The sequence below is a fragment of the Propioniciclava coleopterorum genome, assembly GCF_011393335.1.
Lineage (GTDB): Bacteria > Actinomycetota > Actinomycetes > Propionibacteriales > Propionibacteriaceae > Propioniciclava > Propioniciclava coleopterorum.
Window position 1 is genome coordinate 2,971,004 of the sequence record NZ_CP049865.1, and the last position, 26,635, is coordinate 2,997,638.

Here is a 26,635-nt window from a genome sequence, read left to right on the forward strand (position 1 = left end):
CCGGACCGGTCCGGCGCGCCCGCCCGGATCCGGACGCCCCCTAGAACGGCCAGATGAGCGGCACCAGGCCGATGCCGACGAGCCCGTAGAGGGCCAGGAGGACCAGGCCGAGCCGCCAGTAGTCGCCGAACCGGTAGCCGGCGGCCTCCATGACCACGAGGTTGGCCGGCGTGGCGACCGGGGTCAGCAGCGCCGCCGCGGCGAACACCGCGATGGCGATGAGCACCGGCGTGGCCGAGACGCCCATGTCGGCGGCGGCCGCCGCGCCGATCGGCAGCACGATGAACGCCGTGGCCATGTTGCTGATGAGCTGGCCCAGCACCGCGGTCACGATGAAGAGCCCCAGCAGCAGCGCGTGCGGCCCCAACGGACCCACGATCCCGACGAGAGCGTCGGCGAGCTGGTCGGCGGCCCCGCTGCCCACCATCGCGGCCGACAGCGACATCAGACCGCCGACGAGGATGACGGTGGTCCAGCCGATCCCCGCGTAGACCTGGCGGACGCTCAGCACGCCCGTGGCGATGATCGCCAGCGCCGCGAGCAGGCCCGCGACGGCCGCCGGCACCACGTTGGTCGCCAGCAGCACGACCATGACGGCGAGGATCACCAGCGTCCTGCGCGCGCCCCGCCCGAGCGGGACGGCCTGTCGGCGCAGCGGCTCCGGGGCGTCCACCGCGACGATGTCGGGGTCCAACGCGGCGGCGTCGACCGCCTCCCAGCTGCCGGTGAACAGCACGGTGTCGCCGACGTGCAGGTCGTGCCCGGTCGTGACCGCGCGGCCGGCGTGCTGCACCGCGGTGACGACCAGCCGGCCGCTCTCGGTCGGCATCCCGGGGAAGACGTGGTCCCCGATGAAGCGCGAGCGGGGCGGGATCAGCGCCTCCAGGACGCCGTCGGCGGGCCCCAGCCGCACCGCCCCGTCCTTCGGGAGGTCGTAGTGCTCCGACAGGACGGCCGCGTGGTCGCCCAGGTCGCGCAGCGCGCGGGCGGCGTCCCGGCGGGGGATGAGGCGGGGTCCCAGCAGCAGGACGATGACGACCGTGCCGAGCACCATGGCGACGCCGGTCAGGGTCAGCGTGAACAGCCCGATGGCGGGCAGCCCGAGCTGGGCGGCGTAGTCGGCCACGACGAGGTTCACCGGGGAGCCGGTCAGCAGCAGCAGCGAGCCCGCGTGGGCGCCGAACGCCAGGGGCATGAGGAGTTCAGAGGGGGAGCGGCCGGCCCGGGTGGCCAGCACGACCACCACCGGGGTGAGGGCGGCGACCGATCCGTTCGGGGTGATCACGGCGGTCAGCACGGCGACCATCGCCAGGATGATGAGCACGAGCCGGACCCGGCTCTCGCCCGCCAGGCGCATCGCCAGGTCGCCGACCCAGGTCGTGACGCCCGTCTCGTCCAGAGCCTCGCTCACCACGAACAGCGCCGCGATGAAGATGACGGTCGGGTCGCCGAAGCCGGTGAACGCCTCGGGCAGGCTCAGCACGCCCGTCGCCCACAGGGCGACGGGGACCGCGAGGGCCACCAGCATGACGGGGAACCGGTCCCAGATGAAGACGGCGACCGTGGCGGCCAGGACCAGCAGCGTGAGGACGGCCGGTGTCACCATCCACCTCCGGGGTCGTCCGGGATGGTGCTCATGCCGTTGCGTCCTCCGCTCTCGCCCAGGACGGCCGCCCGTCCACGGTCTTCCAGCGTGCTTCCCGGCCCACCCCCGGCACATCACCCCCGTTGGGTGATGTTCGCGACGGCCGCGACTTTTAGCATCGTGACAAGCCACTACACGCATGCCCGGGCATGGGGTCCGGGCGACCTATCGAATGGAAACCAATGGCGCACCCAGCTCCGTACCCACGCTTCACCCTTCCCGCCCGCAGCCTGGCCACCGCGATCGGGGACGCCGTCCCCGGCGGCGCGGAGGCGGTGGCCCACCTGGTCTTCGCCGGCGAGGAGCTGCCGGCCATCACGGGCATCGGGCCGGAGCGGTCCGAACTGCTGGGCTTCAGCGGCGCGACCGGCTCGGCCCTGACCCTCCCGACCAGCGAGGGCCCGCTGCTCATCGCGGTCGGCGCCGGGCCGCGCGCGGAGGTCTCCACGGCCGCGCTGCGCGACGCCGCGGCCGCCGCGGCGCGCGCCGTCATGCGGGTCGGCGAACTCGCGATCGTCGTCCCGGAGACCGGGCTGCCGGATGAGGAGGTCTCCGCGGCGCTGCTCGAGGGCGCGGCGCTGGCCCGCTACGTGCACCGGATCGGGAGCGACGCCGAGACCACCGCGCTGACGAACCTCACGCTCATCGCCGACGCGGCGCGCCACGACGCCCTGCAGGACGGCCTCACCCGCGGCCACGTCACCCTCGCCGCGGCCGAGCTGGCCCGCGACCTGGCCGGGACGCCGGGCGGCATCCTGACCGCGACCCGCCTGGGCGAGGTCGCCCAGGAGTACGGCGAGCGCGCCGGGCTGACCGTCGAGGTCTTCGACGAGGAGCAACTCGTCGAGATGCGCCTCGGCGGCCTGCTGGGGGTCAACCTGGGCAGCCACGAACCGCCCGTGATGATCAAGCTGCGCTACGAGCCGGCCAAGCCCACCGGGCACGTCGCCCTGGTCGGCAAGGGCATCATGTACGACTCCGGCGGCCTGGCGCTCAAGCCGGCGGACGCGGTGCACGCCACGATGAAGAACGACATGACCGGCGCCGCCGCCATCCTGGGCGCCATGACGGCGCTGCGCGATCTGGGCTGCACCACGGCCGTCACCGGCTACCTGATGTGCACCGACAACATGCCCGGCGGCAAGGCGATGCGCCTGGGCGACATCATCGTCATGCGCGACGGCCGGACCGTCGAGGTCACCAACACCGACGCGGAGGGGCGCCTGGTGATGGCGGACGCGCTGGTCCTGGCCACCGAGGAGCCGGTGGACGCCGTGGTCAACATCGCGACCCTGACCGGGGCCGCGATGCGCGCCCTGGGGATGGAGATCGCGGCCGTGCTGGGCAACAACGACGGGCTGATCACGATGGTGAAGGCCGCCGCCGACCGGGTCGACGAGCCCGTGTGGGAGCTGCCGTTGGACCGCCGGTACCGGGCCGAGCTCGACTCGCCGATCGCCGACATCCGCAACATGGGCGGCCCCAACGCGGGCGCCATCACCGCCGCGCTGTTCCTGGAGACCTTCGTCAAGGACCGCCCGTGGGCGCACCTGGACATCGCGGGGACCGCCCAGTCCGAGCGCGCGCAGCGCTGGCACAACCAGGGCACGACCGGGTTCGGCGCGCGCCTGCTCGTCGACCTGGCGATGCGGTTCGATGCGGGGGTGCTCTGATGGCGGAAGCCTCCCCGGAGGTCGAGGTCTCCGAGGAGCCGGGCGGGGGGTTCCTGGGCGCGATCGAGAAGATCGGCAACAAGGTGCCCGCCCCCGCCCTCATGTTCGCCTACCTGGTCCTGCTCGTCATCGTCCTGTCCTGGCTGTTGAACCTGGCCGGGGTGGGCATCACGGAGAAGATCACGGTGCCGGTCGTGGACGGGGTGGTCCAGCTCGACCACTTCGAGGACACCACGCAGCCGGGCGTCGTGGTCCCGCCCGCCTACGGCGAGGACTGGACGATCGTCGAGCAGACGGTCGAGATCCGCAGCCTGCTGTCGGTCGACGGGCTCCGGTTCATCTTCTCCTCGTTCGTCGACAACTTCGCGGGGTTCGGCGTCATCGCGGTGATGTTCATCGCGATGCTCGGCGCCGGCATCGCTGAGGAGTCGGGGCTGCTCGGCTCGCTGATCCGCAAGCTGGTGGGCTCGGCCCCGCGCTGGGCGCTGAGCTTCCTGCTCATCCTGGTCGGCGTCCTCTCGTCGGTCGCGTCCGACGCCGGCTACCTGATCCTCATCCCGCTCGCCGCCGCGGCCTTCGCCAGCGTCGGCCGGCACCCGCTCGCCGGCCTGGCGAGCGGCTACGCGGGCGTGGCGGTCATCTTCATGGTCAACCTGTCGCCCACGCCCGTGGACGCCATGATCACCGAGGTCGCGAACGAGGCGATCGCGCTGGCGGGGGCGAGCCGATCACGATCGTCGCCAACTACTACTTCATGATCGCGATGTCGTTCATCCTGGCGTTCGTCGCCGCGGTGGTGACCGAGCGGATCGTGGAGCCCCGCCTGGGCCCCTGGGAACCCGAGGAGGGGTCGTTCGGGCATCAGGAGACGCTCGAGGTCGCGCCCGAGGCCGACCGCCGCGGGTCGCGTTTCGCCCTGATCGCGTTCCTCGTGGTCACGGTCGTCGTGGCGTTGGCGACACTGCTGCCCGGGGCGCCGCTGCGCGATCCGGAGTCCGGCGCGATCATCGGGAACACGCCGTTCATGGACAGCCTGCTGTTCATCATCACCATGCTGTTCGGGGTCGCGGGCGTCGCCTACGGCGCCGGCGCCGGGACGATGAAGGGCAGCGGCGACGTGATCGCCGCCATCACCAAGACGTTCTCCGGCCTGGCCGGCATGGTCCTGATGCTGCTGATGATCGCCCAGTTCATCGCCTACTTCAACTGGACGAACATGCCGGCGGTGCTGGCGGGTTCGCTGGCGGAGATGCTCGGCCGGGCCGACATCGGGCCGGTGCCGCTGCTGCTGGGCTTCATCGTGGTCATCACCCTGCTCGACTTCATCATGCCGGGTGCCCTGCCCAAGTGGGCGATCTTCGCCCCCATCTTCGTGCCGCTGTTCATGCGGCTCGGGGTGGCGCCCCAGACCCTGCTCGCGGCCTACCGCGTCGCCGACTCCCCGGTGAACGCGCTGACGCCGCTGATGGTCTACCTGCCGTTCATCGCGACGGTGGCGCAGCGGTACCAGAAGAAGGCGGGCATCGGCACGGTCGTGGCGTTGATGATGCCCTACTCGATCGCGATCTTCCTCGTGTGGACGGTCCTGTTCATCGTGTGGTTCGTGCTCGGCATTCCGCTGGGCCCGGGCTACCCGACCTCGATGCCGTGATGCCGGCACCCGGGGCGCCGCGATGACGGCGCACGACGCCGGCGCGACGGCGCCGCCTGAGCCCCGCCCGGGCCCGGCGGCGCCGTCGGCGGTGCCCGCGGCAGGTGCGTCGCCCCGGGAGCCCCGCGCGGGGCGCCGGGTGGGCGCGCTGCTGGTGGGGACCGCGCTCGTCGCGGGCGGCGTGGGCGGGGGAGCGGTCTACGGGCTGGGCCGGGCGGTCGCCCCCGACACCTGCGACGTGGCCGGGGTGGCGCGCTCGGTGCTGCCGGGGGTGGTGACCGTCCTGGTGGACGGCGCCGTCGGCAACGGCTCGGGGAGCGGCGCGATCCTGACCCGGGACGGCACCATCGTCACCAACGACCACGTGATCGCCGCGGCCGCCGCCGGGGCGGCCGCCTCAGCGTCGTGCTGTCCTCGGGCGAGACCGAGGAGGCCACCCTGGTCGGCACGGACGCCAAGACGGACCTGGCGGTGCTGCGCGTCGAGGCCACCGACCTGCCCACGGTCGCACTCGGCGAGCCGACGGCGTTGAGCGTGGGCCAGCAGGTCGTGGCCCTGGGCGCCCCCTTGGGCCTGTCCGGCACGGTCACCAGCGGCATCGTCAGCGCCCTGGACCGCGACATCAGCGCGCCGACGGCGTCCGGGGGCACCACGGTGCTGGCCGGGACGATCCAGACCGACGCGTCGATCAACCCGGGGAACTCGGGCGGGCCGCTGGTGGACTGCGCCGGCCGCCTCGTCGGGATCAACACCGTCATCGCGACGGTGCCGGACGCCTCGGGCACGGCGGGCGGGGGCAACGTCGGCATCGGCTTCGCGGTGCCCGCCGGCACCGTGCGTCGCATCACCGACGAATTGGTCCAGCACGGGCGCGCCACGCACCCGTGGCTGGGTCTGACGCTGCGGGAGATCCCCGCCGAGGTGCTGCCGCCCGGCGTCGAGGGCGGGTTGTTCGTCCAGGGGGTCACCGCCGGTGGGCCGGGCGCGAAGGCCGGCGTCGCGCCGGGCGACGCGATCGTGGCGATCGGGGGCGGGCCGGCCACCTCGTTCACCAAGGGCAGGCTCCTGGCCACCGCGGCCGTGGGCGATCCGGTCGAGCTCACGATCCTGCGCCAGGGCGCCCGGGGCACGGCGTGGGTGACGCTGGCCGAGGCCCCGGGCGCCTGAGCGGCCTCAGGCCAGCTCGTCGACGAGCGCGAGCTCGTCCTCCTCCGACAGCGAGGTCTGCAGTACGGTGCCGCCGAACTCGCTCATACCGGCCGCGAACTTGTCGTCGGTGACCTTGCGGGCGAGGATCACGACCGCCGCGTGCCCGGGCTCCAGCATCCCGTCGACGCGCTCCTTGAACGAGCGGTCGATCCCGGACTGGCCCAGGCGTCCGACGAGCGCCCCCCAGGCCCCTCCGAGCAGCATGCCGATGGCGGGGCTGAGGAACAGCAGGCCGAACAGCATCCCCCACAGGGCGCCGGACGCCACGGAGCCACCCACGATCCGCGAGGGGGTGTCGACGTGCTTCTTGCCGTCGACGTCCACCCGGATGAGGGCCACTCCCGACAGGTCGAGGATGAAGTCGCGCTGCAACTCCAGCACGCGCTCGTACGCGCGCCCCGCCACCGTCTCCTCGTCGTAGCCGATGATGATCAACTCGGACATTCGCTTCCTTCCCGGCCGCCCGGCGGCGGTCCGCAGCCAGCCTGTGTCGCCCCTCGCCGGTGCACATCACCCGGTGGGGGTGGCGCCGATCAGGAGCCGGGCTGGCCGCGGGGGACGAGGTTGAGCCGCCTCGCCATCCGCACCGCGTCGCGTCTCGACGTGACGCCGAGCTTGCGATGGATGGACTTCAGGTGCTGCTTCACCGTGTTGACCGAGATGCCGAGTTCGTCGGCGATCTCGTCGTTGGAGCGCATCGTGGCCAGGTACGCGAGCACGACCCGCTCGCGCTGGGTCACCGCCTCGACCTGCGCCGGCACGGGCGGCTCGGGGTCCTCCGCGCGGGCGTCCATCAGCCACTCGACCAGGTCGGGGTGCGTCCCCACGACGGCCGCGTGGTGGGCCAGCAGGACGCCGACGCGCGGGTCGTGCCGCAGGAAGGGACGCATCAGGCCCTCGGTCGCGGCCAGGTCGAGGGCGCGGGCGAAGGCCATCAGCGAGCGGTGCTCCTCGCCGGACGCGTCCGCGGCCAGCGCGAGCTCCACCCACGCCTCGCCGGCCACGGAGTCGTCGCGACCCAGCAGCGGGGCGACCAGGTCCTCGACCTCGCCGGGGCGGCGCCGCGCCCGAGCGGTGCGCGACGCCACGAGCAGCAGGTCGGCGGGCAGGCGGCCCTGCTCGCGCGCGCGGTCGAGCAGGTCCTGGGCCCGGTCGACCGATCGGCGCGCCAGCTCCGCCTCGACGCGCAGCGCGGTGTGCAGCCGGCTCAGCGCGGGCTTGGTGCCGCGGGCGAGCCGGCGCTCGACCTCGCGCAGGATGGCCTCGGCGCGGGCGACCTCGTCGGTCTCGAGGCGGCGATCGGCCTCGGCGAGCCGGAAGGCGATCGAGACGAACGGATCCTCCTCGCGGTTGGACATCTGGCCCTGGGTGACGGCGGTCGCGGCGAGCGCAGGGTCGCCCTGCAGCAGCGCGATCCGGGCGAGCGCCAGCCAGCCCATCGCCGCCTGTCCGGGGCGGGCGCGCCGGCCCTCGGCGACGGCGTCCTCGGCGTGCCGCCTGGCCCGCCGCAGCCGGCCCATCTCGGTGAGCGCGAGTGCGCGCAGGCCGTTCCAGAACGCGTCCGGACGCGCGGCCTCGGTGCCGCCGCTCGCCGCCGATCCGGTGAGGGACTCCAGCAGGTCCAGCGCGGTCTGAGCGTCGCCGGACCAGAGCTCGCCCACCGAGAGCAGGCGGCGGACCGCGCCGAGGTCGCCGACGCGGGCGAGCACGCCCGCCTCGAGGCGGCTCGCCTCGAACAGGGCCCGCTCGGACGCCTCCACCAGCGCGGGGGCGTCCCCGCGGCACCGTGCGACGCCGGCCTGGATCGCCGCGTGGCACACGACCGCGACCGCACGTTCGCGGTCGGGCATGGCCGGGATGAGCGTCGAGGCCCAGCGCAGCCGGGCCGAGGCGGTCGCGTGGTCGCGGTGTTGCGCGGCCTCGTGCGCCAGCGCCAGCTGGAGTTGCGCCCGTCCCAGGACCACGGGTGCCGGGACGTCGGAGAGCCGCAGCGGGATCGGGAGCCCGCGCACCTGCAGCACGTTGGCCGCCACCGCGTCGAGGACCAGCCCGGCGACCAGGTCCCAGTCCTGCGAGGCGACCGCGCTGTCGACCGCGCGCTCCAGGTCGCCCTGCTCCTCGAACCAGGCGGCCGCGCGCCGTGACAGTTCGCTGGCCCGCAGGGGCGCGGTGCGCACCAGGTGGGCGCGCAGGGCCTCCAGCACGAGCGGTTGGGGATGCCACCAGCCGCGCTCGTCGGCCACGTAGTAGTTCGCCTGCGTCATCGCGCCGAGCGTGTCCGCGACGCCGGGGTCCGCGGTGAGCGCGGCCGCGAGCGGGGCGTTGACGGCGTCCACGACGCTGGTGAACAGCAGGGTGTCGCGCTGTCGCGGCTCCAGCCCGTCGAGTTCGGCCACGACGTAGGAGCGGACGAGTGGGTCGCGTCCGGTGAACCGGGAGGCCGCCTGCAGCGGGTCGCGGGCGCGCCCCAGCGACAGCGCGCTCAGCGCCAGGGCCGCCGGCCAGCCGCCGGTGGCCTCGGTGAGGCGCTGCACCTCGACCGGGGGCAGCGTGAACCCGCGCGAGCGGAACAGGTCGTCGGCCTCGTCCACGGTGAAGGTCAGGTCGGTGACGTGCACCTCGCCCAGTTCGCCGGCCACCCGCAGCCGGTGCAGCGACAACGGGGGACGCCGGCGCGCCAGCAGCACCAGGTGCAGGCCGAGCGGCGGGCGTCGCAGCACGTTCTCCAGTTCGTCGGCCGCCTCGTCGTTGCAGGCGAGGTCGCAGTCGTCCAGGACGAGGACCGCGCCGCGTCCGGCCATGGCCTCGAGCAGGTCGCCGAGCGCGTCGGCCGACTCACCCGCGGGGATCACCGAGTCGCCGAGCGTGGCGGCGGCGGCCTCGCGCACGAGCCGGACGAGGCGCGCCGGCGTCGCGTCGCGCCCGGTCAGCGACACCCAGCACACGGGGCCGTGGGGTGTTCCGGCCCGCGCCCACTCCGCCAGAGCCACGGTCTTCCCGGTGCCCGAACCGCCCAGGACCAGCGTGACCGGGTGGCGCACCACCTCGTCGAGGAGGGCGTCGATCCGCGGGCGCGGCACGATCGGGGTGTGGAAGCTCGGGATGCTCGCGCGGCTCGTCCGCGCGTCGCCGGGGAACGGCACGCCGTCGTGCGGCGGCGGGTTGGCCGGCCCGGGCGGGACGACCGTCGTCGCGCGGGCGCGCCGAATACCGTCGGGTCCGTCGGGGGCTAGCGGATCTTCGTCATCGATCGCGGCGCGGAGCGCGGGATCGACGTGCATTCCGTCCCGCGTCGAGACGCGGGGCTCCGCGGAACCCTGGGGTTCCGGGCACGGCGCCGTTGCCATGGCCGCAGGATACCCCGTCCGGGGATGAATTGGGCAGGGACTGCCCGGGGTGGGGGAGCGGAGGGGCCGCGCTCAGTTGATGCCGCGCTTGCGCAGCAGCTCGCTGATCTCGTCGAACTCCGAGTCCTGCGCCGGCGCGCCGCCCTTCTGCGCGGGGGCGGGTGGCGCCGCAGGGGCTGCGGGTGCCGCGGGCCGCGGCTCGAGGGCGCCGCCCGTGGAGCCGCTCCGGGCGGTGCGCGCCGCCTTGCGCTCGGACTTGGCGAGCTCGCGCCGGTCCTTGGCGGACTCGGACGGGATCAGCCGGCTGCCGAGCAGCAACAGGGTGCCGAGGCCGGCCAGCACGAGGCCGACCCACTCCATCGGGGTGAAGTCGAGCCCGTTCCACCAGGAGTACAGGGTGCGGGCCGCGCCCTCCGCCGCGCCGCCGAGCCCGGCGAGGTAGATCGCCATCGGCAGCAGGGTCAACCCGATCCACCAGAAGACGGTCTTCACCTGGGCGCGTTTCCAGATCACCGCGGTGACGATGACGCACGCGACGGTGGCCACCCCGGCGATGATCAGATGGGTGAGGTTCGGGTCCATGCCCGCAAGCGTACGGGGTCCGTTTGGGCCCGGCGCCGCACGTGTGCGAGCGTGGAGGCCATGAGGACGCTGGGACAGCCGAACGCAGCCTTCGCCGGAGACCGTGGCGAGCCGGATCCCGCCCTGCGCGCGATCCTGGCCCGCGCCTACGACGGCGAGCAGAACTATCCGCGCGCGGTCGCCGCGTTGTGCACCGCGCGGCTGCTGCTGCCGATCGTCGCCGAGGGGGACGAGGGCGGCGACGCCCCCGACCCCGACCGGCACGCCGAGATGGCGGCCGTCCTGGTGCGCTCGGCCGCCGGCGACACCGCGGTCCCCGTCTTCACGGGGCTGGACGCGCTGACCTCCTGGAACCCGAAGGCCCGCCCCGTCCCCTGCACGCTCGACGACGTGGCGGCCACCGCGATCCAGACCGGCTCCATGGCCGTCCTCATCGACCTGCCCGGCCCGCACCCATTGGTCATCGAGCGCGGCCTGATCGACGAGTTGGCCCAGGGGCGCCGCCTCGTGGAGCTCCCCGACGGCGGCTTCGGCTGGATGTTCCGGGACCCGGACGCGGAGACCGCCGGGTCCTGAGGTTGTATCCCTGCCGGGGGATCCGACGTCCATGAGGTGTCGGACGGAACGTCCCCCGGCGGAAGGAGAGCGACATGAGGCGGAACGAAGGGCCGATCGACCGAGGCATCCGTGCGGCGCTGGGCGTGGTCGCGATCGTCGGCGGGATCCTCGCCGGCGGCGTCCCGGCGGTGCTGCTGTACGTGGTCGGCGCCGTGCTGCTGGTGACCGCGGCCGTGGGTTGGTGCCCGCTGTACCGGGTGCTGGGCGTCAGCACCTGCCCGGTGCCGCGGCAGCCGAGCGAGAGCTGATGCGATGAGCGTGCAGGAGGACGGCGGCCCGGTCGGGCTCGGCGACGACCTGGCGGACCGCATCCCGGCGCTGCTCCGGTACGCCCGCGCGATCACCGACCCGGTCACCGCCGACGACCTGGTGCAGACCACGCTGCTCAAGGCGCTCGAGCACGGGCACACCTTCCGCGGCGACGCCGCGCTGGGCACGTGGCTGCACCGGATCCTGCACCACGCGTTCGTCGATCACCTGCGTCGGCAGCGCGAGGTGCCCGGCGGTGACCTGTGGGACGCCGTGGAGAGCCGGTGGCGCGAGTCCGACTACACGGTGGACGCCGCCGTCGTCGCGCTCCGGGCCGGCGAGGCGGGGGCCCTGCGCGACTCGCTGACGCGTCTCCCGGTCCGCTACCGCAGCGCCGTCGTCCTGCACGACATGGAAGGCCTGACCGGCGCGGAGGTCGCCGAGGTCCAGGGGGTGAGCCTGCCGGCGGCCAAGCAGCGGATCCGGCGGGGCCGGATGATGCTGGTGGACGCCCTGGCCGGTGCCGATGCACGACGACGCGCGACGAAGGGCGTACCAATGGACTGCTGGGACGCTCGCGCGCTGGTCTCGGACTACCTCGACGCTCACCTGGACCACGACGCGGCGCGCGCGCTGGAGACGCATCTGGAGGGCTGCCCGACCTGCCCGCCGCTGTACTCGGCGCTGGTCGCCTCGCGGGGTGCCGTGTCGCACCTGCGCGCCGCGGACGCCGTCATCTCCGACGAGGTCGCCGACCGGTTGCGCGACCTGGTGTCCGGGACCGACGCGTCCGCATGAGGCGCGGCGGGGACGCCGGGTTGGGGATCGACGGGCGGATCCGATAGTATGGAGAGGTTCGACCACCCGGAAGGGTGCGTCCTCGACAAGCGGAGTCTCCAAGTCTCCCACCTGATCGACCTCGTGTCGGCAGGTTCCAGGTGCCCCGGATCCAGGTCCGGGTGAGCGCCGTCGGCTTGGGCCTCCGCGTCGCGCGGGGGCCTTTTTCGTGTATCGAACACCCGTTTCACACTTATGGAGGAACCCATCAGCACTGAACCGCGCATCAACGAGCGCATTCATGTGAACGAAGTCCGCCTCGTCGGCCCCAACGGCGAGCAGGTGGGCATCGTCCGCATCGACGACGCCCTGCGCCTGGCGCGCGAGGCGGATCTCGACCTGGTCGAGGTGGCCCCGATGGCCCGGCCGCCGGTCTGCAAGCTCATGGACTACGGCAAGTTCAAGTACGAGTCCGCACAGAAGGCGCGCGAGAGCCGCCGCAACCAGGTGAACACGGTCATCAAGGAGATGAAGCTCCGCCCGAAGATCGACGCCCACGACTACGAGACGAAGAAGGGCCACGTGGTCCGCTTCCTCCGCGGCGGCGACAAGGTGAAGATCACCATCATGTTCCGCGGCCGCGAGCAGAGCCGCCCGGAGTTGGGCTTCAACCTGCTCAAGAAGCTGGCCGAGGACGTCGCCGAGGACGGCACCATCGAGTCCCAGCCCCGCCAGGACGGCCGCAACATGCTCATGGTGCTGGCCCCGACCCGCAAGAAGGCCGAGGCCCGCGAGTGGGAGAAGGCCGAGAAGGCCGACAAGGCCGCCAAGCGGCAGGCCGACGCGGACGCCGAGGCGCAGGTCCAGGCCGACATGCGCGCCGCGCACCAGGCCAAGTCCGAGCCGAAGAAGAAGCGCGGGCCGGCCGACAACCTCGATCCCGACATCGACCTGTAAGGGATCGTCCCAGAACCGGGCTTCGGCCCATGAACGCGAGTTCACGAGAAGAAAGAGAGCGGCGACCATGCCGAAGATGAAGACGCACTCCGGTGCCAAGAAGCGGTTCCGGGTCACCGGCAGCGGCAAGATCATGCGCCGCCAGGCGGGCAAGATGCACCTCAACGAGCACAAGCCCACCAAGCGCACCCGCCGGTTGGACGGCGACGTCGTCGTGAGCCCCGCGGACGTCAAGGCCGTGCGCAAGCTGCTCGGCAAGTGAGCCGGCACACCACCTAAGCATTTAAGAAGGAGATTCGATCATGGCTCGCGTCAAGCGCGCAGTGAATGCGGCGAAGAAGCGCCGTGAGGTGCTGGACAAGGCGTCCGGCTACCGGGGGCAGCGTTCGCGCCTCTACCGCAAGGCCAAGGAGCAGATGCTCCACAGCGCGACGTACAGCTACGCGCACCGCAAGGACAAGAAGGGCGACTTCCGCTCGCTGTGGATCCAGCGGATCAACGCCGCTGCGCGCGCGAACGGCATGACGTACAACCGATTCATCTCGGGCCTCAAGGCCGCTGGCGTTGAGGTCGACCGCAAGATCCTGGCGGACCTGGCCGTGACGGACGAGAAGGCCTTCGCCACTCTCGTCGAGCTCGCCAAGGCGAACCAGCCTGCGGCTGCCTGATCAGGGCACATCTCGACGCTGCGCGGCAGCCCCGGCCATGGCTGGGTGCTGCCGCGTTCGCGTGCCGTCCGCTGTGGCAAGGTGTTGACGTTGGGTGAAAGGGAAGAACGATGAGCGAGGAACGCCTGGAACTGGACGAGCCGAGCAAGGCCGTCCTCCGGGAGGCGCGGGCGCTGCTGCGCGCCAAGGAGCGCCGCGCGAGCGGGCGGTTCCTGGTGGAGGGGCGCCAGGGCGTCCGGGAGGCGCTTGAGCGCCCCGGCGTCGTGCAGTGGCTGTTCGTCCGGTGGGCGAACGCCCACGACAACCTCGACCTCATCGCCCTGGCCCGCGAGACCGGCGTGCCGGTGTACGCGGTCAGCGAGCAGAACCTCGCCACCATGTCGGACACCGTCTCGCCCCAGGGCGTGACCGCTGTCGCGAACGCCGTCGGCGTCCCGCTGGAGCAGGCGCTCGCGCCGCGTGAGGACGGCCGTCCCGTGCGGCTCGTGGTCGTGTGCGCCCAGATCCGCGACCCGGGCAACGCCGGCACGGTGATCCGGTGCGCCGACGCGTTCGGCGCCGACGCCGTGATCATGTCGACCGACTCGGTCGACCTGCACAACCCCAAGGTCGTGCGCGCGAGCGTGGGCAGCATGTTCCACCTGCCGATCGTGACCGGCGTCGAGCTGACCGCAGCCCTGGACGCCTGCCGCGCGGCCGGCCTGACGGTGCTGGCGACCGACGGCGAGGCCGACACAACGCTGCTCGACGTGGGTGACGACCTCGCGCGCCCCACCGCCTGGGTGATGGGCAACGAGGCGTGGGGCCTGCCGACCGAGCACCTGGCGCTGGCCGACCGCAGCGTCGCCGTCCCGCTCTACGGGTCGGCGGAGTCGCTCAACCTCGCCACCGCCGCGGCGATCTGCCTCTACACCTCCGCCACGGCGCAGCGCGCCGCCGCGAACTGACTCGACAAGGAGGGCCCATGTCCGGGCCGAACGACAACTACGACCCCAAGCAGGTCGCGGCGCTCAGCGCCGACGCGCTGGACGCGACCGTGGCGCAGGCGCTGGCGGCGTTCGCCGCCGCCAGCACGACGGGGGAGCTGAAGGCGGCGCGCCTGGCGCACACGGGCGAGAAGTCGCCGGTCGCCCTGGCCAACCGCGAGATCGGCGCCCTGCCGCCCGCCGCGCGCAAGGACGCCGGGCAGCGCATCGGACGCGCCCGCGGGCAGCTCAACCAGGCGCTCGCCGCCCGGCAGGCCGAGCTCGAGGCGTCCGAACTGGAGGCCGCGCTGGCGTCGGAGGCCGTCGACGTGACGCTGCCCGTCGCGCTGGCGCCCGAGGGGGCGATCCACCCGATCACCGGCCTGATGGACCTGATGGCTGACGTGTTCGTCGCGATGGGCTGGGAGGTCGCCGAGGGGCCCGAGGCCGAGGCCGAGTGGCTCAACTTCGACGCGCTCAACATCGGCGCCGACCACCCGGCGCGCGGCGAGTCCGACACCATCTTCCTGGCGCCGGCCGGCAGCCACCGCGTCCTGCGGACCCACACGTCCCCGGTGCAGATCCGGTCGATGCTCGACCGCGAGCCGCCGCTGTACGTGGTGTGCCCGGGCAAGGTGTACCGCGCCGACGAGTTCGACGCCACCCACGTGCCGGTGTTCCACCAGATCGAGGGGCTGGCCGTCGACAAGGGCATCACGATGGCCCACCTCAAGGGCACGCTGGAGCACCTGGCGAGGTCGATGTTCGGAGACGTGACGATGCGGTTCCGGCCCAACTACTTCCCGTTCACCGAGCCCAGCGCCGAGATGGACCTGGAGTGCTTCGTCTGCCACGGCGCCTCGGTGGGCGACCCCGACAACCCGTGCCGCACCTGCCGCAGCGAGGGCTGGATCGAGTGGGGCGGCTGCGGCGTGGTCAACCCGCGCGTCCTGCGCGCCGCGGGCATCGACGCGGATGTCTACTCGGGCTTCGCCTTCGGCATGGGGATCGAACGCACGCTGATGTTCCGCAACAACGCCACCGACATGCGCGACATGGTCGAAGGCGACGTCCGGTTCAGCCGGGCGCTGAAGGGAGAGGCCCGATGAGGGCGACGAAGAGCTGGATCGCCGAGTACGCCGCGCTGCCCGCCGGGCTGAGCGGACGCGAGCTGGGCGAGGCGCTGGTCCGTTCCGGGCTGGAGGTGGAGTCGGTCGAGACCATCGGCGGCGACGTCACCGGCCCCGTCGTGATCGGGCGCGTGCTGGGCTTCACCGACGAGCCGCAGAAGAACGGCAAGACCATCCGCTGGTGCCACGTGGACGCCGGAGCGGCGCACGCGCCCGCCGACGCGCCCGCGCCGCTGGTCAAGGGTGGGGTCACCGAGCCCGTCGTCGCCGACGGCGGACAGTACTGGCCGCGCGGCATCGTGTGCGGCGCCCACAACTTCGCCCCGAGGACCTGGTCGTGGTGGCGCTGCCCGGCAGCGAGCTGCCCGGCGGCTTCGGCATCGCGTCGCGCAAAACCTACGGCCACGTCTCCGACGGCATGATCTGCGCCGAGGACGAGCTGGGGCTGGGATCCGATCACGACGGCATCATCGTGCTCGGTGAGGCCGACGCGGCGGGGGAGCCGTGGGTCATCGGTGCGCCCGCTCTGGACGCGATGGGCGTCGTCGACGACGTCCTGGAGATGCCGATCACCTCCGACATGGGCTACTGCCTCAGCGTCCGCGGCCTGGCCCGCGAGGCCGCGCAGTCCCTCGGCGTCGCCTACACCGACGTCGTCGCGCTCGAGACGCCGGCCGCCCACGAGGGCGGGTACCCGGTGCGCCTCGAGACCGCGGGGGCCGACCTGTTCGTCGCGCTGACCGTCGAGGGGTTCGACCCGTCGGCACCGTCGCCGGACTGGCTGCGGCAGCGGCTGGCCGCCGCGGGGATGCGCGCGCTGTCGCTGAGCGTCGACGTGTCGAACTACGTGATGCTCGAGACCGGGCAGCCCAACCACTGCTACGACGCCGACGCGCTGCGCGGCGCCATCGTCGTGCGGAACGCCGCCCCCGGCGAGCGCCTCGTCACGCTCGACGACGTGGACCGCGCCCTGGACGCCGCCGATCTGGTGATCGCCGACGACCGCGGCCCCATCGGGCTGGCCGGCGTCATGGGGGGCGAGGACACCGAACTGCGCGACACCACCACCCGCATCGTGATCGAGGCGGCGCATTTCGACCCCGTCGCCATCGCCCGTACCTCGCGCCGGCACAAGCTCGGCAGCGAGGCCTCCCGGCGCTTCGAGCGCTGGGTCGACCCGGGCGCGGCCTACAGCGCCGCCCGCCGCGTCGCCGACCTGCTCGTCGAGCTCGGCGGCGGGACGCTGGTCGCCGAGACCGTCGTCGGCGCCGTCGCGTCCATGCCCGGCCAGACGATCGACGGCCGCCTGCCCGAGCGGGTGCTCGGGATGCCGGTCCCGGTCGAGCGGGCGGTCGAGGTGCTCACGGCGTCCGGCGTCGCGGTGGCCCGCGACGGCGACACGCTCACCCTAGCGCCGCCGACGTGGCGCTACGACCTCGTCGACCCCTACGACTACGTCGAGGAGGTCGGCATCAAGGTCGGCTACGACCACCTGCCCTCGGTCGTGCCGCCGGCCCCGGTCGGCCGCGGCCTGACCCGCGAGCAGTCCGCGCGCCGCGCGCTGGGCCGCGCGCTGGCCGCCGCCGGGTTCGTCGAGGTGCTCACGTTCCCGTGGGCCTCCGAGGCCGACCTGGACGCCCTGGGCGTCCCCGCCGACGACCCGCGCCGCGCCGCCGTGCGGCTGGTCAACCCGCTGGCCGACACCGCGCCGCTGCTGCGCACGACGCTGCTGCCGGGCCTGATCGGGGCGCTGCAGCGCAACGCCTCCCGTGGCGCCGACGACCTCGCGCTCGTCGAGACCGGCCGGGTGTTCTTCAACGCCGGTGAGGAGCCCACGCCGGAGCCCGGCGTCGCGGGGCGTCCCACCGCCGAGGAACTCGCCGGGATCGAGGCGACGCTGCCGCGGCAGCCGCGGCACCTGGGCGCCGTCGTCGCGGGCGCCTGGCGTCCGGCCGGCTGGGACGGCGCGGCGCAGGCCGCGGGCTGGCAGCAGGCGCTCGGGCTGGCCGAACTGACGGCCCGCACGGTCGGCGTCCGGCTGGAGCGCCGGGCCGACGCCACGGCCCCGTGGCACCCCGGTCGCTGCGCGGCCCTCGTCGTGGACGGCTCGGTGATCGGGCACGCGGGCGAACTGCACCCCGCGGTCATCAAGGCCTTCTCCCTGCCGCCGCGGACCGCGGCGCTGGAGCTCGACCTGGACGCCCTGCTGGCCCACGTCGGCGCCCCCGGATCGCTGCCTCCGGTCTCGGCGCACCCCGTCGCCAAGGAGGATGTCGCCCTCGTCGTGGACGAGTCCGTGACGGCCGCCGACCTCGAAGCGGCGCTGGTCGCCGGCGCCGGCGACCTGCTGGAGTCGGTGCGGCTGTTCGACATCTACCGCGGCGCGCCGGTGCCCGAGGGCCACAAGTCCGTGGCGTTCGCTCTCCGGTTCCGCGCCCCCGACCGGACGCTCACCGCCGACGAGGTCAACGCGGCCCGCGACGCCGCGGTCTCCCACGCGACCCAGCAGGTGGGCGCCCAGCAGCGCGCGGTGTAGCCCCGTGGCGGCGTCCCTGCTCGGGACGCCGCCGCGCCGGCCCAGGGCGCTGGCGCTCGTTCGGACGGGCAGCCCGCTCGTCCGCGCGTCGCCCGCTGGGTGACCAGTCGCCCTCGGGGTGTGGCGCCCTGGTCGGAGCCGCCCCCATTTGTGACGAGGGGCCCCGTTTGTGACGGTTCGCCCGCGTTTGCGACGAGCCGCCCCTTTTTGCGACGAGCCGCCCCTTTTTGCGACGAGCCGCCCCTTTTTGCGACGAGCCGCCCCTTTTTGCGACGAGCCGCCCCTTTTTGCGACGAGCCGCCCCCTTCTGCGACGTGCCGCCCCTTCTTGCGACGAGCCGCCCGCGGTTGCGACGAGTCGCCCCCGTTTGTGACGAGTCGCCCCCGGTCGGGTCAGTTGCCCCCGTTCCTGCGGGGGCGTCTGGCACTAGAGGGGGCGACTGGAAGCGAGGTCCGGCTGTGATGGCCGTACCTCGTCGCGTTGAACCCGCTTCTGCGGCGAGCCGCCCGCTGCTGCGGCGAGGCGCCCCCTTTGTGACGAGTCGCCCCCGTTTGTGACGAGTCGCCCCCGGTCGGGTCAGTTGCCCCCGTTCCTGCGGGGGCGTCTGACACTAGAGGGGGCGACTGGAAGTGAGGTCCGGCTGTGTTGGCCGTACCTCGTCGCGTTGAACCCGCTTCTGCGACGAGCCGCCCGCTGCTGTGACGAGGCGCCCCCTTTGCGACGAGCCGCCCCCGCTTGTGATGAGTCGCCCCCTTCTGCGACGAGCCGCCCGCGGTTGCGACGAGGCGCCCCCGTTTGTGACGGGCCGCCCCCGTTTGTGACGAGTCGCCCCCGGTCGGGTCAGTTGCCCCCGTTCCTGCGGGGGCGTCTGACACTAGAGGGGGCGACTGGAAGCGAGATCCGGTGTGTTGGCCGTACCTCGTCGCGTTGAACCCGCTTCTGCGACGAGCCGCCCGCTGCTGTGACGAGGCGCCCGCTGCTGTGACGAGGCGCCCCTTTTTGCGACGAGCCGCCCGCGTTTGTGACGAGTCGCCCCATTTTGCGACGAGCCGCCCGCGGTTGTGACGGGCCGCCCCCGTTTGTGACGAGTCGCCCCCGGTCGGGTCAGTTGCCCCCGTTCCTGCGGGGGCGACTGACGCAAGAGGGGGCGTCTGGGAGGGATGCCATCGACAAGGCGTTACGACAAAGCGTCACGACAAAGCGTCACACCAGGCGTCACGACCAGGCGTCTGCCGTCCAGACCCGGCGTCCAGAGCCACGCATCGACGACGTGCTGGGTGCCCATCAGCCCGGACACCAGCGGACGGATCGCCCCGCGACGATGTCCCGTCGCCGTTCAGGACTCCGGCGAACCCAGTCAGCCGCGCTTCCGCCTCCAGCGCGAAGACCCGGGCGACCGGGCGCTCACGGCGCCGGACGCGTGCCGAACGGTACGCCGAGCATCGCCCCGGCGGGCACGTCGACGCCCAGCACTGCCAGCACGTGGGCGGCGACGTCGGCGTGGTCCACGCCTCGCCCGGACGCCGCGGTGATCCCCGGGCCGGACGCCGCGATCCACGCCAGCCGCTCCTCGTCGGAGTCGCCCCCGTGATGGCCCTCGTCGCGGTGGCCGTGGTCGGTCAGCACGATCACCGTCCATTCCTCCTGAGCGCGCCCCGGACGCGCCGCGATGGCCGCCAGCAGCACCCCGAGCTGGTCGTCGCAGGTCTCGATGGCCGCGCGGTAGAGCGGGGTGACGCCCTGGTCGTGGCCGACCATGTCGGGCAGCACGAGGTAGGCGAACACCAGCGCGTGGTCGCGGGTCAGCAGTTCGGCGGCGCAGCGTCCGGTGGTGGCCTCGTCGAGGGCGAGCAGCGTGGGGCCGTCCTCGATCAGGACGCCGGGCGCCGGCCGGTACGCGCTCCGGGGGAACAGCGGCCCACCGTCGGTCGCGGTGAACAGCGGCGGCCACTGGCCGGCGGCGAAGGCCGTCGTCTCCGGACGCGCCGCCAGCAGCCGGGTGATGAAGTCGGGATGCTCGCGGTAGCGGTGGCCGCGGAAGTCGTTGTCGCGGACGCCGTGGGCGTCGCTGTACACCCCGGTCGCGACCGTCGACCAGACCGGCCCGGAGATGGTGGGGTTACGGGCGTCCACGCGGACGGTGCTCAGGAAGCCGCGGGCGGCGAGCGCGTCCAGGTGCGGCGTGGCGGCCGCCCGGCGTTCGTCGTCGCGGACCCCGTCCCACGCGACGACGAGGACGTGTTGGCGCGCGGGGGACCCGGACATGGCGACGACTCCTGGATTCGAGGACGCCGGAACTCTAGCCAGCCGGACGCCCCGCGTCGTCGTTCCCGGCGGCCCGGCGCCCGCGTGAGACGATGGGGCGGACATGACGCTGATCCCTTTCTTCCCGACCGGTGCCGAGCGCACGGACCCCGACGCCCTGTACGACGGCTTCACCGCCTGGGCCGGCCGCGGCGGCCTGGAGTTGTACCCGCACCAGGACGAGGCGCTGCTCGAGATCCTCACCGGGGCCAACCTCGTCGTCACGACGCCGACGGGCTCGGGCAAGTCGCTCATCGCGACCGGGGCCCACTTCGCGGCGCTCGCGGCCGGGGAGCGCAGCTACTACACCGCCCCGATCAAGGCGCTGGTCAGCGAGAAGTTCTTCGCCCTCGTGGACGCCTTCGGCGCCGAGGCCGTCGGCATGGTCACCGGCGACGCGTCGGTGAACCCCGAGGCGCCGATCGTTTGCTGCACCGCCGAGATCCTCGCCAACATCGCGCTGCGGGAGGGCCGGGACGCCGACGTCGGGCAGGTGATCATGGACGAGTTCCACTTCATCGCCGACCCCGACCGCGGCTGGGCCTGGCACGTCCCGCTCGTCGAACTGCCGCAGGCGCAGTTCATCATCATGTCCGCGACGCTGGGCGACGTGAGCAGGCTCGCGGACCGGCTGACCGCCACCACCGGACGCGACACCGCGGTCATCGGCGGCGCCACCCGCCCCGTCCCGCTGACGTTCTCCTGGTCCCTGGAGCCGATCCACGAAACCATCGGGAACCTGGTGGCGACGCACCAGGCGCCCGTCTACGTCGTGCACGGCACGCAGGCGGCCGCCGTCGAGCGCGCCCAGGCCCTGCTCAGCCAGGGGGTCGCCGGCTCGGCGCACCGGGAGGAACTCGCCGAGGAACTGCGGGGCTTCGGGTTCGCCAGCGGGTTCGGCACGAGCCTGGCCAAGCTGCTGCGGGCCGGCATCGGCGTCCACCACGCGGGGATGCTGCCGCGGTACCGCCGCCTGGTCGAGCGCCTGGCCCAGCGCGGCCTGCTGGCCGTCATCTGCGGCACCGACACGCTCGGCGTCGGGATCAACGTGCCGATCCGGACGGTGCTGTTCAGCGCCCTGACCAAGTTCGACGGACGCCGGCAGCGCGTGCTGCGCAGCCGCGAGTTCCACCAGATCGCCGGACGCGCCGGGCGCGCCGGCTTCGACACCGTCGGCTACGTCGTCGCGCAGGCCCCCGACCACGAGGTCGAGAACGCACGCATCGTCGCCAAGTTCGCCGACGACCCCAAGAAGCTGCGCTCGGTGCGGCGCAAGAAGGCGCCCGAGGGGTTCGTGAACTACGGCGAGGGCACCTTCGCCAAGCTCATCGAGTCCGAGCCCGAGGAACTCCACCCGCGCCTCACGATCAGCCACGGGCTGCTGCTCAACCTGCTGCAGCGCGACGAGGACACCGGAGCGGCGGTCGTCCGCCTGATCGACTCGATCAACCCGGACGCCGCCACGCGCCGCCGGCTCGTCCGGCGGGCGGCTCAGCTCGGGCGCTCGCTGCTGCGCGCGGGCGTCGTCGAGCGGCTGCCCGAGCCCACCCCGGGCGGACGCCGGCACGCCCTCGCCGTGGACCTGCAGCGCGACTTCGCCCTCAACCAGCCCCTGTCGGCGTTCGCCCTGGCCGTCATCGAGACCCTGGACCCGGAGGCGCCGGAGTACGCCCTCGACGTCGTCAGCGTCATCGAGGCGACGCTGGAGGACCCGATGGTCATCCTGCTGCAGCAGCAGTTCGCCGCCCGCGGCGAGGCGGTACAGGAGATGAAGGCCGACGGCATGGAGTACGAGGAGCGCATGGACGCCCTCGACGAGATCACCTGGCCCCGCCCGCTGGCCGACGTCCTCACCCGGACGCACCAGATCTACGCCGCGCTGCACCCGTGGCTCTCAGAGACCCCGGTCAAGCCCAAGTCGGTGGTCCGCGACATGTACGCCCGCGGCATGCGGTTCGGCGAGTTCGTGGCGCATTACAAGGTGCAACGCAGCGAGGGCCTGCTGCTGCGCTACCTCTCGGACGCCTACCGCGCGCTGCGCCAGACCGTGCCCGAGGCGTCCCGCACCGAGGAACTCGCCGACCTGATCGCTTGGCTGGGCGAGGTCACCCGCCTGGTCGACTCCTCGCTGATCGACGAGTGGAACCGGCTCGCGGCGCTGTCCGACACCGACGCGCTCGAGCCGGACGCCGCCCCGAGCCGTCGCGCCCGGTCACTGGCAACGCCCGCGCGTTCCGCGTCCTGGTGCGCAACGCGATGTGGCGGCGCGTCGAGCTGATGGCCGACGACGACCTGGACACGCTGGCGTCCCTGGAGACGGCGCAGCCGGTCGTGATGACCCGCACCCGCTGGGACGAGGCGCTGGGCGACTACTGGGACGAGCACGACGAGATGCTCACCGACGCGGACGCCCGCGGGCCGGTGTTCTTCGCCGTGGAGGAGAAGGGCCGCACCTGGCAGGTGCGCCAGATCATCGCCGACCCCGACGGGAACCGGGACTGGGCCTTGCACGCCTGGGTCGACCTGGATGAGTGCGACGAGGCCGGCGACCTGGTGCTGCACGTCACCGACCTCAGCCGGCAGGACTAGGGCTCACCTTCCAGCCGGGGCGGGGCGGTGGCGGGGCGTGGGCGGACGATCGCCGGACGCGAACCCGCACCCGGACAGGGGTCAGCCGAAGATCCGCTTCCACCAGGGGCGGTCGTCGGTCTCGCCCCGGCCCTCGCCCGAGGGGCCGGACTCGTGCGCGGAGTGGTCGGTGGGCTGGTCGTCGGGGTCGTCCTCGTCGTCGGACGCATCGGGCTCGCGCCGCTCCTCGACCTCCAGGTCGAGGTGGACGCCCAGCAGGCGCCCGTCCGTGTCGTAGCTGGCCAGCAGGGAGTAGCCGCCGTCGCCGTAGCCGGAGCTGGCGAGCGCGATGTTCTCGCCGGCGGTCGCCAGCGGCAGCACGATCAGGGCGGAGCCCTCGCCGTCGTCCAGGCGGGTGAACCAGTCCTGCTCGCCGGGATCGTCGCTCTCGAAGTACGTCTCGTACCAGTCGACGCCCGCGGGCATGCCGTTCATCAGGGCGCCGACGTCGACGAACGCCACCGTGCCCGCGTCCACTCCGACCCAGGCGTCCTTCCCGCCGGTGGGCTCGACGCCGGCGGCCACGTCGTCGCGCATGAGCGGGCGCACGCGGGCCACCTCGCCGTCGGCGATCACCACGCTGAGGTAGGAGTTCACGTCCTCACCGCCGTCGGGCTCGTCGGAGACGTCCGCGATCGTCACCTTCACCGGATAGGCACCCGGCGGCAGCTGGACGCGGACGCCCGAGCCGAGGCTGGTGAACGGGTCGCTGGCCTCCAGGACGCCGGTGGGCAACTGCAGGACGCCGAGGTCGACGACGCGGTGGTGGTACTTCCAGCCGGGGACGGTCCCGGTCGCCAGGGCCAACAGGTCGGGGGTTTCCATGGGCGAGGAGTCTACGGCGTGGCGCGCTCGGCGCGGAGCCGGTCGCGAGCGGCCATCAGCGCGAACCCGAGCAGGTTGCGGCCGCGCCAGCGGCTCGGGGTGGCGGCGTCGGGGGCGTCGGCCGCCAGCCCGATGCCCCACACGGCGTCCACGGGGCTCGCCTCCACCAGGACGGCGTCCCCGGTACCGAGCAGGAACGCCCCGAGTTCGCGGTTCTGCCCGAACTTGGCCACGTTCGCGGTGACCACGGCCGGGTAGCCGGCGGCGTCCCAGGCGGCCGGGTCGAAGCCGCGCACCCGCCGGCCGAGCGCCTTGGCGTCCGCCGGCGTCGCGGCGGCCAGGATCGCGGCGAGAGCGTCCTCGTCGCCGAACAGGCGCGCCTTGGCGGCCATCATGAAGTGCTCGGCGCTGGGGTAGGTCACGCCCTCCACCTCGAACGGGGCGACGAACCACTGGCTCAGGCACGCCTGCGTGACGGCCCCGGCGCGCGCCGAGTGGCCCCAGAAGTGCAGCAGTGGCGGCAGGTCGCCGGCCCGCTCGCGCTCCACGAGCGCGGCGAGCGCGGCGGTGGGGTCCTGGTCGGTCGCCATGGGGGGCTCCTTCTGGGTCGCGTGTCGGGGGTTCGCGTCGCTGCAGTGTAGGCGTCGGCCGCCGACCGGGTCCGGCGTCCGTATCGCACAGCGCACCGCGGTCGCCGGCCGGGACGAGGGTCAGTCGTTGTCCTCGTAGACGTCCGGGATGCCGTCGGCGTCGGCGTCCACGGCGTCGGCGCGCGCGATGGCGGCGTAGCGCCGGTTGCGCGGGATCAGCACGGCGGACGCCGCGAGCGCGGCCAGCAGCGAGGCCAGCAGGACGCCGACCTTGGCGGCGTCGTTGAGCGGACTGCCCAGCCCGAAGCTGAGCTCGCCGACCAGCAGCGAGACGGTGAACCCGATCCCGGCCAGCAACCCGACGCCGATCAGGTCGATCCAGCGCACGGCGTCGTCCAGGGTCGCGCGGGTGAAACGCGTGAGGGCCCACGTGGCCGACACGATCCCCAGCGGCTTGCCCAGAACGAGCCCGACGATGATGCCCAGGGCCACCGGGGAGGTGGCTGCCGAGACGAGCCCGTCCCAGCCGCCGACGGCGACGCCGGCGGAGAAGAAGGCGAACACGGGCACGGCGATGCCGGTGGACAGCGGGCGGTAGCGGTGCTCGAACACGGTCGTGAGGCCGCGGGTGGCGCCGCGCGCGACGCGGGCCGGGACCACCAGGCCCAGCACCACGCCCGCGATGGTGGCGTGGATCCCCGAGGCGTGCAGCAGGCCCCAGGCGGCGAGGCCCAGCGGCAGCAGGAACACCCAGGCGGCCCAGGCGTGCCGCTCGAAGAACGCCGGGAACCGCTGGACGCAGAACGCGTACACCGCTGCGGGCACCACGAACAGCGCCAGCGCGAGGAAGTCGATGTCGCCGGAGTAGAACACGGCGATGATGAGGATGGCGATCAGGTCGTCCACGACGGCCAGGGTGAGCAGGAAGAGCCGCAGCGCGCTGGGCAGGTGTGTGCCGATGATGGCGAGCACCGCCACCGCGAACGCGATGTCGGTGGCCGCCGGGATCGCCCAGCCCTGCAGGCCCTCGGGGGAGCCGAGGTTGACCAGCGTGAACAGCAGCGCCGGCACCGCGACGCCGGCGGCGGCCGCCACGACAGGGACCATCGCCTTGGAGGGGTCGCGCAGGTCGCCGGCGACGAGTTCGTTCTTGAGTTCGAGCCCGACCAGGAAGAAGAACACGGCCAGCAGTCCGTCGGCGGCCCACGCGCCCAGGCTGAGGTTCAGGTGGAGCGCCTCGGGCCCCACCGTCAGGTCGCGCAGCCCGAAGTAGCTGCCGGCGGCGGGCGAGTTCGCCCAGATGAGGGCGATGACGGCCGCCGCGATCAGCAGCATCCCGCCGGTCGTCTCGCGGCGGAGGATCTCGCCGACGCGCAGCGTCTCGGCGTAGCTGGAGCGGCTGAAGAAGGGGCGGCGGGGGGATGCCATGAGCGGCCTCTCGGAGTCGTCGGTCGGGGACTTCGCCGACCAGACTTCCCGGCACACCGTTGAATACTTTACTGCAACCGCCGTGGCAGGATGACCACCATGTCCCCTCGCGACGGCGGTACCCCCGAGCGTCCAGCCGTGTTCTTCGACGGCCCCGAGGAGTTCCGCGCCTGGCTGGAGGAGCACCACGACACCGCGCCGGAGCTGTGGATGGGGCTCTCCAAGGCGCACGTGCGGCCACGCGGTCTCACCTGGGATCAGGCGGTGCCCGAGGCCCTGTGCTTCGGCTGGATCGACTCGCTGTCGCAGCGGATCGACGACGACAGCCGCCGCCAGCGCTGGACGCCGCGGCGTCCGGGCAGCAACTGGAGCCTGGTGAACGTCGCGCACGTGGAGCGACTGATCGCGGAGGGGCGGATGACGCCCGCCGGGCTCGCCGCGTTCGAGGCCCGCCAGGCCGGACGCACGGGCGTCTACAGCTTCGAGGTGCCACCCGGCGAGCTCACCGAGGCGGACGCCGCCGCGCTGGACGCCGTCCCGGCCGCCCGCGCCTGGTGGGACCGCGCCCCGGCGTCCTACCGACGGCTCGTGACGAGCTGGCTGGCCGGGGCCAAGCGTCCCCAGACGCGGGAGCGCCGCCTGGCCCAACTCGTGGAGGACAGCGCGGCCGGTCGGCTGATCCCGCCGCAGCGCTACGGCGACGAGCCCGCCTGGGTGCGGCGGCTGCGGGCCGAGCTGGGCCTGGACTGACCCGGTAACCGGACGGATTCCCGGGATCCTGCGGCCGGGCGGCGTCATGGTGCGCGATCCTCGCGTTACGGGCCGTGCCGACGCAACCATTCGGCGTCATGGG

The 26,635-nt window shown here is 73.3% G+C and carries 21 protein-coding genes and 2 pseudogenes; 15 read left to right on the forward strand and 8 right to left on the reverse strand.

Annotated features, from left to right (window positions below):
• Nucleotides 1-40: 40 nt before the first annotated feature.
• Complete coding sequence (locus G7070_RS14150) at nucleotides 41-1,606, reverse strand: SLC13 family permease (protein ID WP_206079815.1); 1,566 nt, start codon at nucleotides 1,604-1,606, stop codon at nucleotides 41-43.
• A 221-nt stretch (nucleotides 1,607-1,827) separates the two neighbouring features.
• Between G7070_RS14150 and G7070_RS14155 the strand changes: the two genes are divergently transcribed.
• The 4 genes from G7070_RS14155 to G7070_RS14165 all read left to right on the forward strand — a co-directional run bounded on the left by G7070_RS14155 (nucleotide 1,828) and on the right by G7070_RS14165 (nucleotide 6,136).
• Nucleotides 1,828-3,318 carry a leucyl aminopeptidase family protein gene (locus tag G7070_RS14155; protein WP_166234269.1) on the forward strand — a complete coding sequence of 497 codons (1,491 nt, stop codon included), beginning with the start codon at nucleotides 1,828-1,830 and terminating at the stop codon, nucleotides 3,316-3,318.
• Complete coding sequence (locus tag G7070_RS19325; RefSeq protein WP_206079816.1) at nucleotides 3,318-4,076, forward strand: AbgT family transporter; 759 nt, start codon at nucleotides 3,318-3,320, stop codon at nucleotides 4,074-4,076. The genes G7070_RS14155 and G7070_RS19325 overlap by 1 nt, the downstream gene beginning before the upstream one ends.
• Nucleotides 4,073-4,969, forward strand: a complete 897-nt coding sequence (locus tag G7070_RS19330; RefSeq protein WP_206079817.1) for an AbgT family transporter — start codon at nucleotides 4,073-4,075, stop codon at nucleotides 4,967-4,969. The genes G7070_RS19325 and G7070_RS19330 overlap by 4 nt, the downstream gene beginning before the upstream one ends.
• A gap of 405 nt (nucleotides 4,970-5,374) precedes the next feature.
• Nucleotides 5,375-6,136, forward strand: coding sequence for a S1C family serine protease (locus G7070_RS14165; RefSeq protein WP_166234270.1), 762 nt, complete (start codon nucleotides 5,375-5,377; stop codon nucleotides 6,134-6,136).
• A gap of 6 nt (nucleotides 6,137-6,142) precedes the next feature.
• On the opposite strand, the gene G7070_RS14170 is transcribed toward G7070_RS14165, so the two are convergent.
• The 3 genes from G7070_RS14170 to G7070_RS14180 form a co-directional block, all read right to left on the reverse strand.
• Nucleotides 6,143-6,622, reverse strand: coding sequence for a DUF1269 domain-containing protein (locus tag G7070_RS14170; protein ID WP_166234271.1), 480 nt, complete (start codon nucleotides 6,620-6,622; stop codon nucleotides 6,143-6,145).
• A gap of 89 nt (nucleotides 6,623-6,711) precedes the next feature.
• The gene (locus tag G7070_RS14175) at nucleotides 6,712-9,525 is read right to left on the reverse strand and encodes a LuxR C-terminal-related transcriptional regulator (protein ID WP_166234272.1); all 2,814 of its coding nucleotides are present in this window, start codon (nucleotides 9,523-9,525) and stop codon (nucleotides 6,712-6,714) included.
• Nucleotides 9,526-9,597: 72 nt separating this feature from the next.
• Entirely contained in the window at nucleotides 9,598-10,107 is a 510-nt protein-coding gene (locus G7070_RS14180; RefSeq protein ID WP_166234273.1) for a hypothetical protein, read from the reverse strand.
• 60 nt (nucleotides 10,108-10,167) lie between these two features.
• On the opposite strand from G7070_RS14180, the gene G7070_RS14185 reads away from it, so the two are divergent.
• The 9 genes and pseudogenes from G7070_RS14185 (at nucleotide 10,168) to pheT (ending at nucleotide 18,007) form a co-directional block, all read left to right on the forward strand.
• Nucleotides 10,168-10,683, forward strand: a complete 516-nt coding sequence (locus G7070_RS14185; RefSeq protein ID WP_166234274.1) for an SseB family protein — start codon at nucleotides 10,168-10,170, stop codon at nucleotides 10,681-10,683.
• Nucleotides 10,684-10,757: 74 nt separating this feature from the next.
• A complete protein-coding gene (locus G7070_RS14190) occupies nucleotides 10,758-10,973 on the forward strand; it encodes a YgaP family membrane protein (protein WP_166234275.1) in 216 nt (71 codons plus the stop codon).
• A gap of 4 nt (nucleotides 10,974-10,977) precedes the next feature.
• Nucleotides 10,978-11,772 carry a sigma-70 family RNA polymerase sigma factor gene (locus tag G7070_RS14195; protein ID WP_166234276.1) on the forward strand — a complete coding sequence of 265 codons (795 nt, stop codon included), beginning with the start codon at nucleotides 10,978-10,980 and terminating at the stop codon, nucleotides 11,770-11,772.
• 234 nt (nucleotides 11,773-12,006) lie between these two features.
• Nucleotides 12,007-12,708 (forward strand): translation initiation factor IF-3, encoded by a 702-nt coding sequence (infC, locus tag G7070_RS14200; protein ID WP_166234277.1) that lies wholly within the window; start codon nucleotides 12,007-12,009, stop codon nucleotides 12,706-12,708.
• A gap of 67 nt (nucleotides 12,709-12,775) precedes the next feature.
• Nucleotides 12,776-12,970 (forward strand): 50S ribosomal protein L35, encoded by a 195-nt coding sequence (rpmI, locus tag G7070_RS14205; protein WP_166234278.1) that lies wholly within the window; start codon nucleotides 12,776-12,778, stop codon nucleotides 12,968-12,970.
• A gap of 40 nt (nucleotides 12,971-13,010) precedes the next feature.
• On the forward strand, nucleotides 13,011-13,376 hold the full coding sequence (rplT, locus tag G7070_RS14210; protein WP_166234279.1) for a 50S ribosomal protein L20: 366 nt from the start codon (nucleotides 13,011-13,013) through the stop codon (nucleotides 13,374-13,376).
• Nucleotides 13,377-13,486: 110 nt separating this feature from the next.
• Nucleotides 13,487-14,323 carry a TrmH family RNA methyltransferase gene (locus G7070_RS14215; RefSeq protein ID WP_166234280.1) on the forward strand — a complete coding sequence of 279 codons (837 nt, stop codon included), beginning with the start codon at nucleotides 13,487-13,489 and terminating at the stop codon, nucleotides 14,321-14,323.
• Nucleotides 14,324-14,340: 17 nt separating this feature from the next.
• The gene (gene pheS, locus G7070_RS14220; protein ID WP_166234281.1) at nucleotides 14,341-15,450 is read left to right on the forward strand and encodes a phenylalanine--tRNA ligase subunit alpha; all 1,110 of its coding nucleotides are present in this window, start codon (nucleotides 14,341-14,343) and stop codon (nucleotides 15,448-15,450) included.
• Nucleotides 15,447-18,007, forward strand: a pseudogene (gene pheT, locus G7070_RS14225) (phenylalanine--tRNA ligase subunit beta). The gene pheS and the pseudogene pheT overlap by 4 nt, the downstream one beginning before the upstream one ends.
• A 1,404-nt stretch (nucleotides 18,008-19,411) precedes the next feature.
• Here the strand turns inward: pheT and G7070_RS14230 are convergent.
• Complete coding sequence (locus tag G7070_RS14230) at nucleotides 19,412-20,272, reverse strand: alkaline phosphatase family protein (RefSeq protein WP_166234282.1); 861 nt, start codon at nucleotides 20,270-20,272, stop codon at nucleotides 19,412-19,414.
• 103 nt (nucleotides 20,273-20,375) lie between these two features.
• Here G7070_RS14230 and G7070_RS14235 point away from each other — a divergent pair.
• A pseudogene (locus tag G7070_RS14235) lies at nucleotides 20,376-22,900 on the forward strand (DEAD/DEAH box helicase).
• 81 nt (nucleotides 22,901-22,981) lie between these two features.
• On the opposite strand, the gene G7070_RS14240 reads toward G7070_RS14235, so the two are convergent.
• From G7070_RS14240 to nhaA, 3 genes are all read right to left on the reverse strand, one after another.
• Complete coding sequence (locus G7070_RS14240) at nucleotides 22,982-23,764, reverse strand: DUF4241 domain-containing protein (protein ID WP_166234283.1); 783 nt, start codon at nucleotides 23,762-23,764, stop codon at nucleotides 22,982-22,984.
• Nucleotides 23,765-23,775: 11 nt separating this feature from the next.
• Nucleotides 23,776-24,354, reverse strand: coding sequence for a riboflavin biosynthesis intermediates N-glycosidase (locus tag G7070_RS14245; RefSeq protein ID WP_166234284.1), 579 nt, complete (start codon nucleotides 24,352-24,354; stop codon nucleotides 23,776-23,778).
• Between the two features lie 120 nt (nucleotides 24,355-24,474).
• Nucleotides 24,475-25,782, reverse strand: a complete 1,308-nt coding sequence (gene nhaA / locus G7070_RS14250; protein WP_166234285.1) for a Na+/H+ antiporter NhaA — start codon at nucleotides 25,780-25,782, stop codon at nucleotides 24,475-24,477.
• A 99-nt stretch (nucleotides 25,783-25,881) separates the two neighbouring features.
• Here nhaA and G7070_RS14255 point away from each other — a divergent pair, with 99 nt between their 5' ends.
• Nucleotides 25,882-26,532 (forward strand): YdeI/OmpD-associated family protein, encoded by a 651-nt coding sequence (locus G7070_RS14255; protein ID WP_166234286.1) that lies wholly within the window; start codon nucleotides 25,882-25,884, stop codon nucleotides 26,530-26,532.
• Nucleotides 26,533-26,635: the final 103 nt, after the last annotated feature.

Bases quoted from the DNA above. Each gene is read 5' to 3' on its own strand.
- G7070_RS14150 (WP_206079815.1), bottom strand. From the start codon at position 1,606: ATGGTGACACCGGCCGTCCTCACGCTGCTGGTCCTGGCCGCCACGGTC.
- G7070_RS14155 (WP_166234269.1), top strand. From the start codon at position 1,828: ATGGCGCACCCAGCTCCGTACCCACGCTTCACCCTTCCCGCCCGCAGC.
- G7070_RS19325 (WP_206079816.1), top strand. From the start codon at position 3,318: ATGGCGGAAGCCTCCCCGGAGGTCGAGGTCTCCGAGGAGCCGGGCGGG.
- G7070_RS19330 (WP_206079817.1), top strand. From the start codon at position 4,073: ATGATCGCGATGTCGTTCATCCTGGCGTTCGTCGCCGCGGTGGTGACC.
- G7070_RS14170 (WP_166234271.1), bottom strand. From the start codon at position 6,622: ATGTCCGAGTTGATCATCATCGGCTACGACGAGGAGACGGTGGCGGGG.
- G7070_RS14175 (WP_166234272.1), bottom strand. From the start codon at position 9,525: ATGGCAACGGCGCCGTGCCCGGAACCCCAGGGTTCCGCGGAGCCCCGC.
- G7070_RS14180 (WP_166234273.1), bottom strand. From the start codon at position 10,107: ATGGACCCGAACCTCACCCATCTGATCATCGCCGGGGTGGCCACCGTC.
- G7070_RS14185 (WP_166234274.1), top strand. From the start codon at position 10,168: ATGAGGACGCTGGGACAGCCGAACGCAGCCTTCGCCGGAGACCGTGGC.
- G7070_RS14190 (WP_166234275.1), top strand. From the start codon at position 10,758: ATGAGGCGGAACGAAGGGCCGATCGACCGAGGCATCCGTGCGGCGCTG.
- G7070_RS14195 (WP_166234276.1), top strand. From the start codon at position 10,978: ATGAGCGTGCAGGAGGACGGCGGCCCGGTCGGGCTCGGCGACGACCTG.
- infC (WP_166234277.1), top strand. From the start codon at position 12,007: ATGGAGGAACCCATCAGCACTGAACCGCGCATCAACGAGCGCATTCAT.
- rpmI (WP_166234278.1), top strand. From the start codon at position 12,776: ATGCCGAAGATGAAGACGCACTCCGGTGCCAAGAAGCGGTTCCGGGTC.
- rplT (WP_166234279.1), top strand. From the start codon at position 13,011: ATGGCTCGCGTCAAGCGCGCAGTGAATGCGGCGAAGAAGCGCCGTGAG.
- G7070_RS14215 (WP_166234280.1), top strand. From the start codon at position 13,487: ATGAGCGAGGAACGCCTGGAACTGGACGAGCCGAGCAAGGCCGTCCTC.
- pheS (WP_166234281.1), top strand. From the start codon at position 14,341: ATGTCCGGGCCGAACGACAACTACGACCCCAAGCAGGTCGCGGCGCTC.
- G7070_RS14230 (WP_166234282.1), bottom strand. From the start codon at position 20,272: ATGTCCGGGTCCCCCGCGCGCCAACACGTCCTCGTCGTCGCGTGGGAC.
- G7070_RS14240 (WP_166234283.1), bottom strand. From the start codon at position 23,764: ATGGAAACCCCCGACCTGTTGGCCCTGGCGACCGGGACCGTCCCCGGC.
- G7070_RS14245 (WP_166234284.1), bottom strand. From the start codon at position 24,354: ATGGCGACCGACCAGGACCCCACCGCCGCGCTCGCCGCGCTCGTGGAG.
- nhaA (WP_166234285.1), bottom strand. From the start codon at position 25,782: ATGGCATCCCCCCGCCGCCCCTTCTTCAGCCGCTCCAGCTACGCCGAG.
- G7070_RS14255 (WP_166234286.1), top strand. From the start codon at position 25,882: ATGTCCCCTCGCGACGGCGGTACCCCCGAGCGTCCAGCCGTGTTCTTC.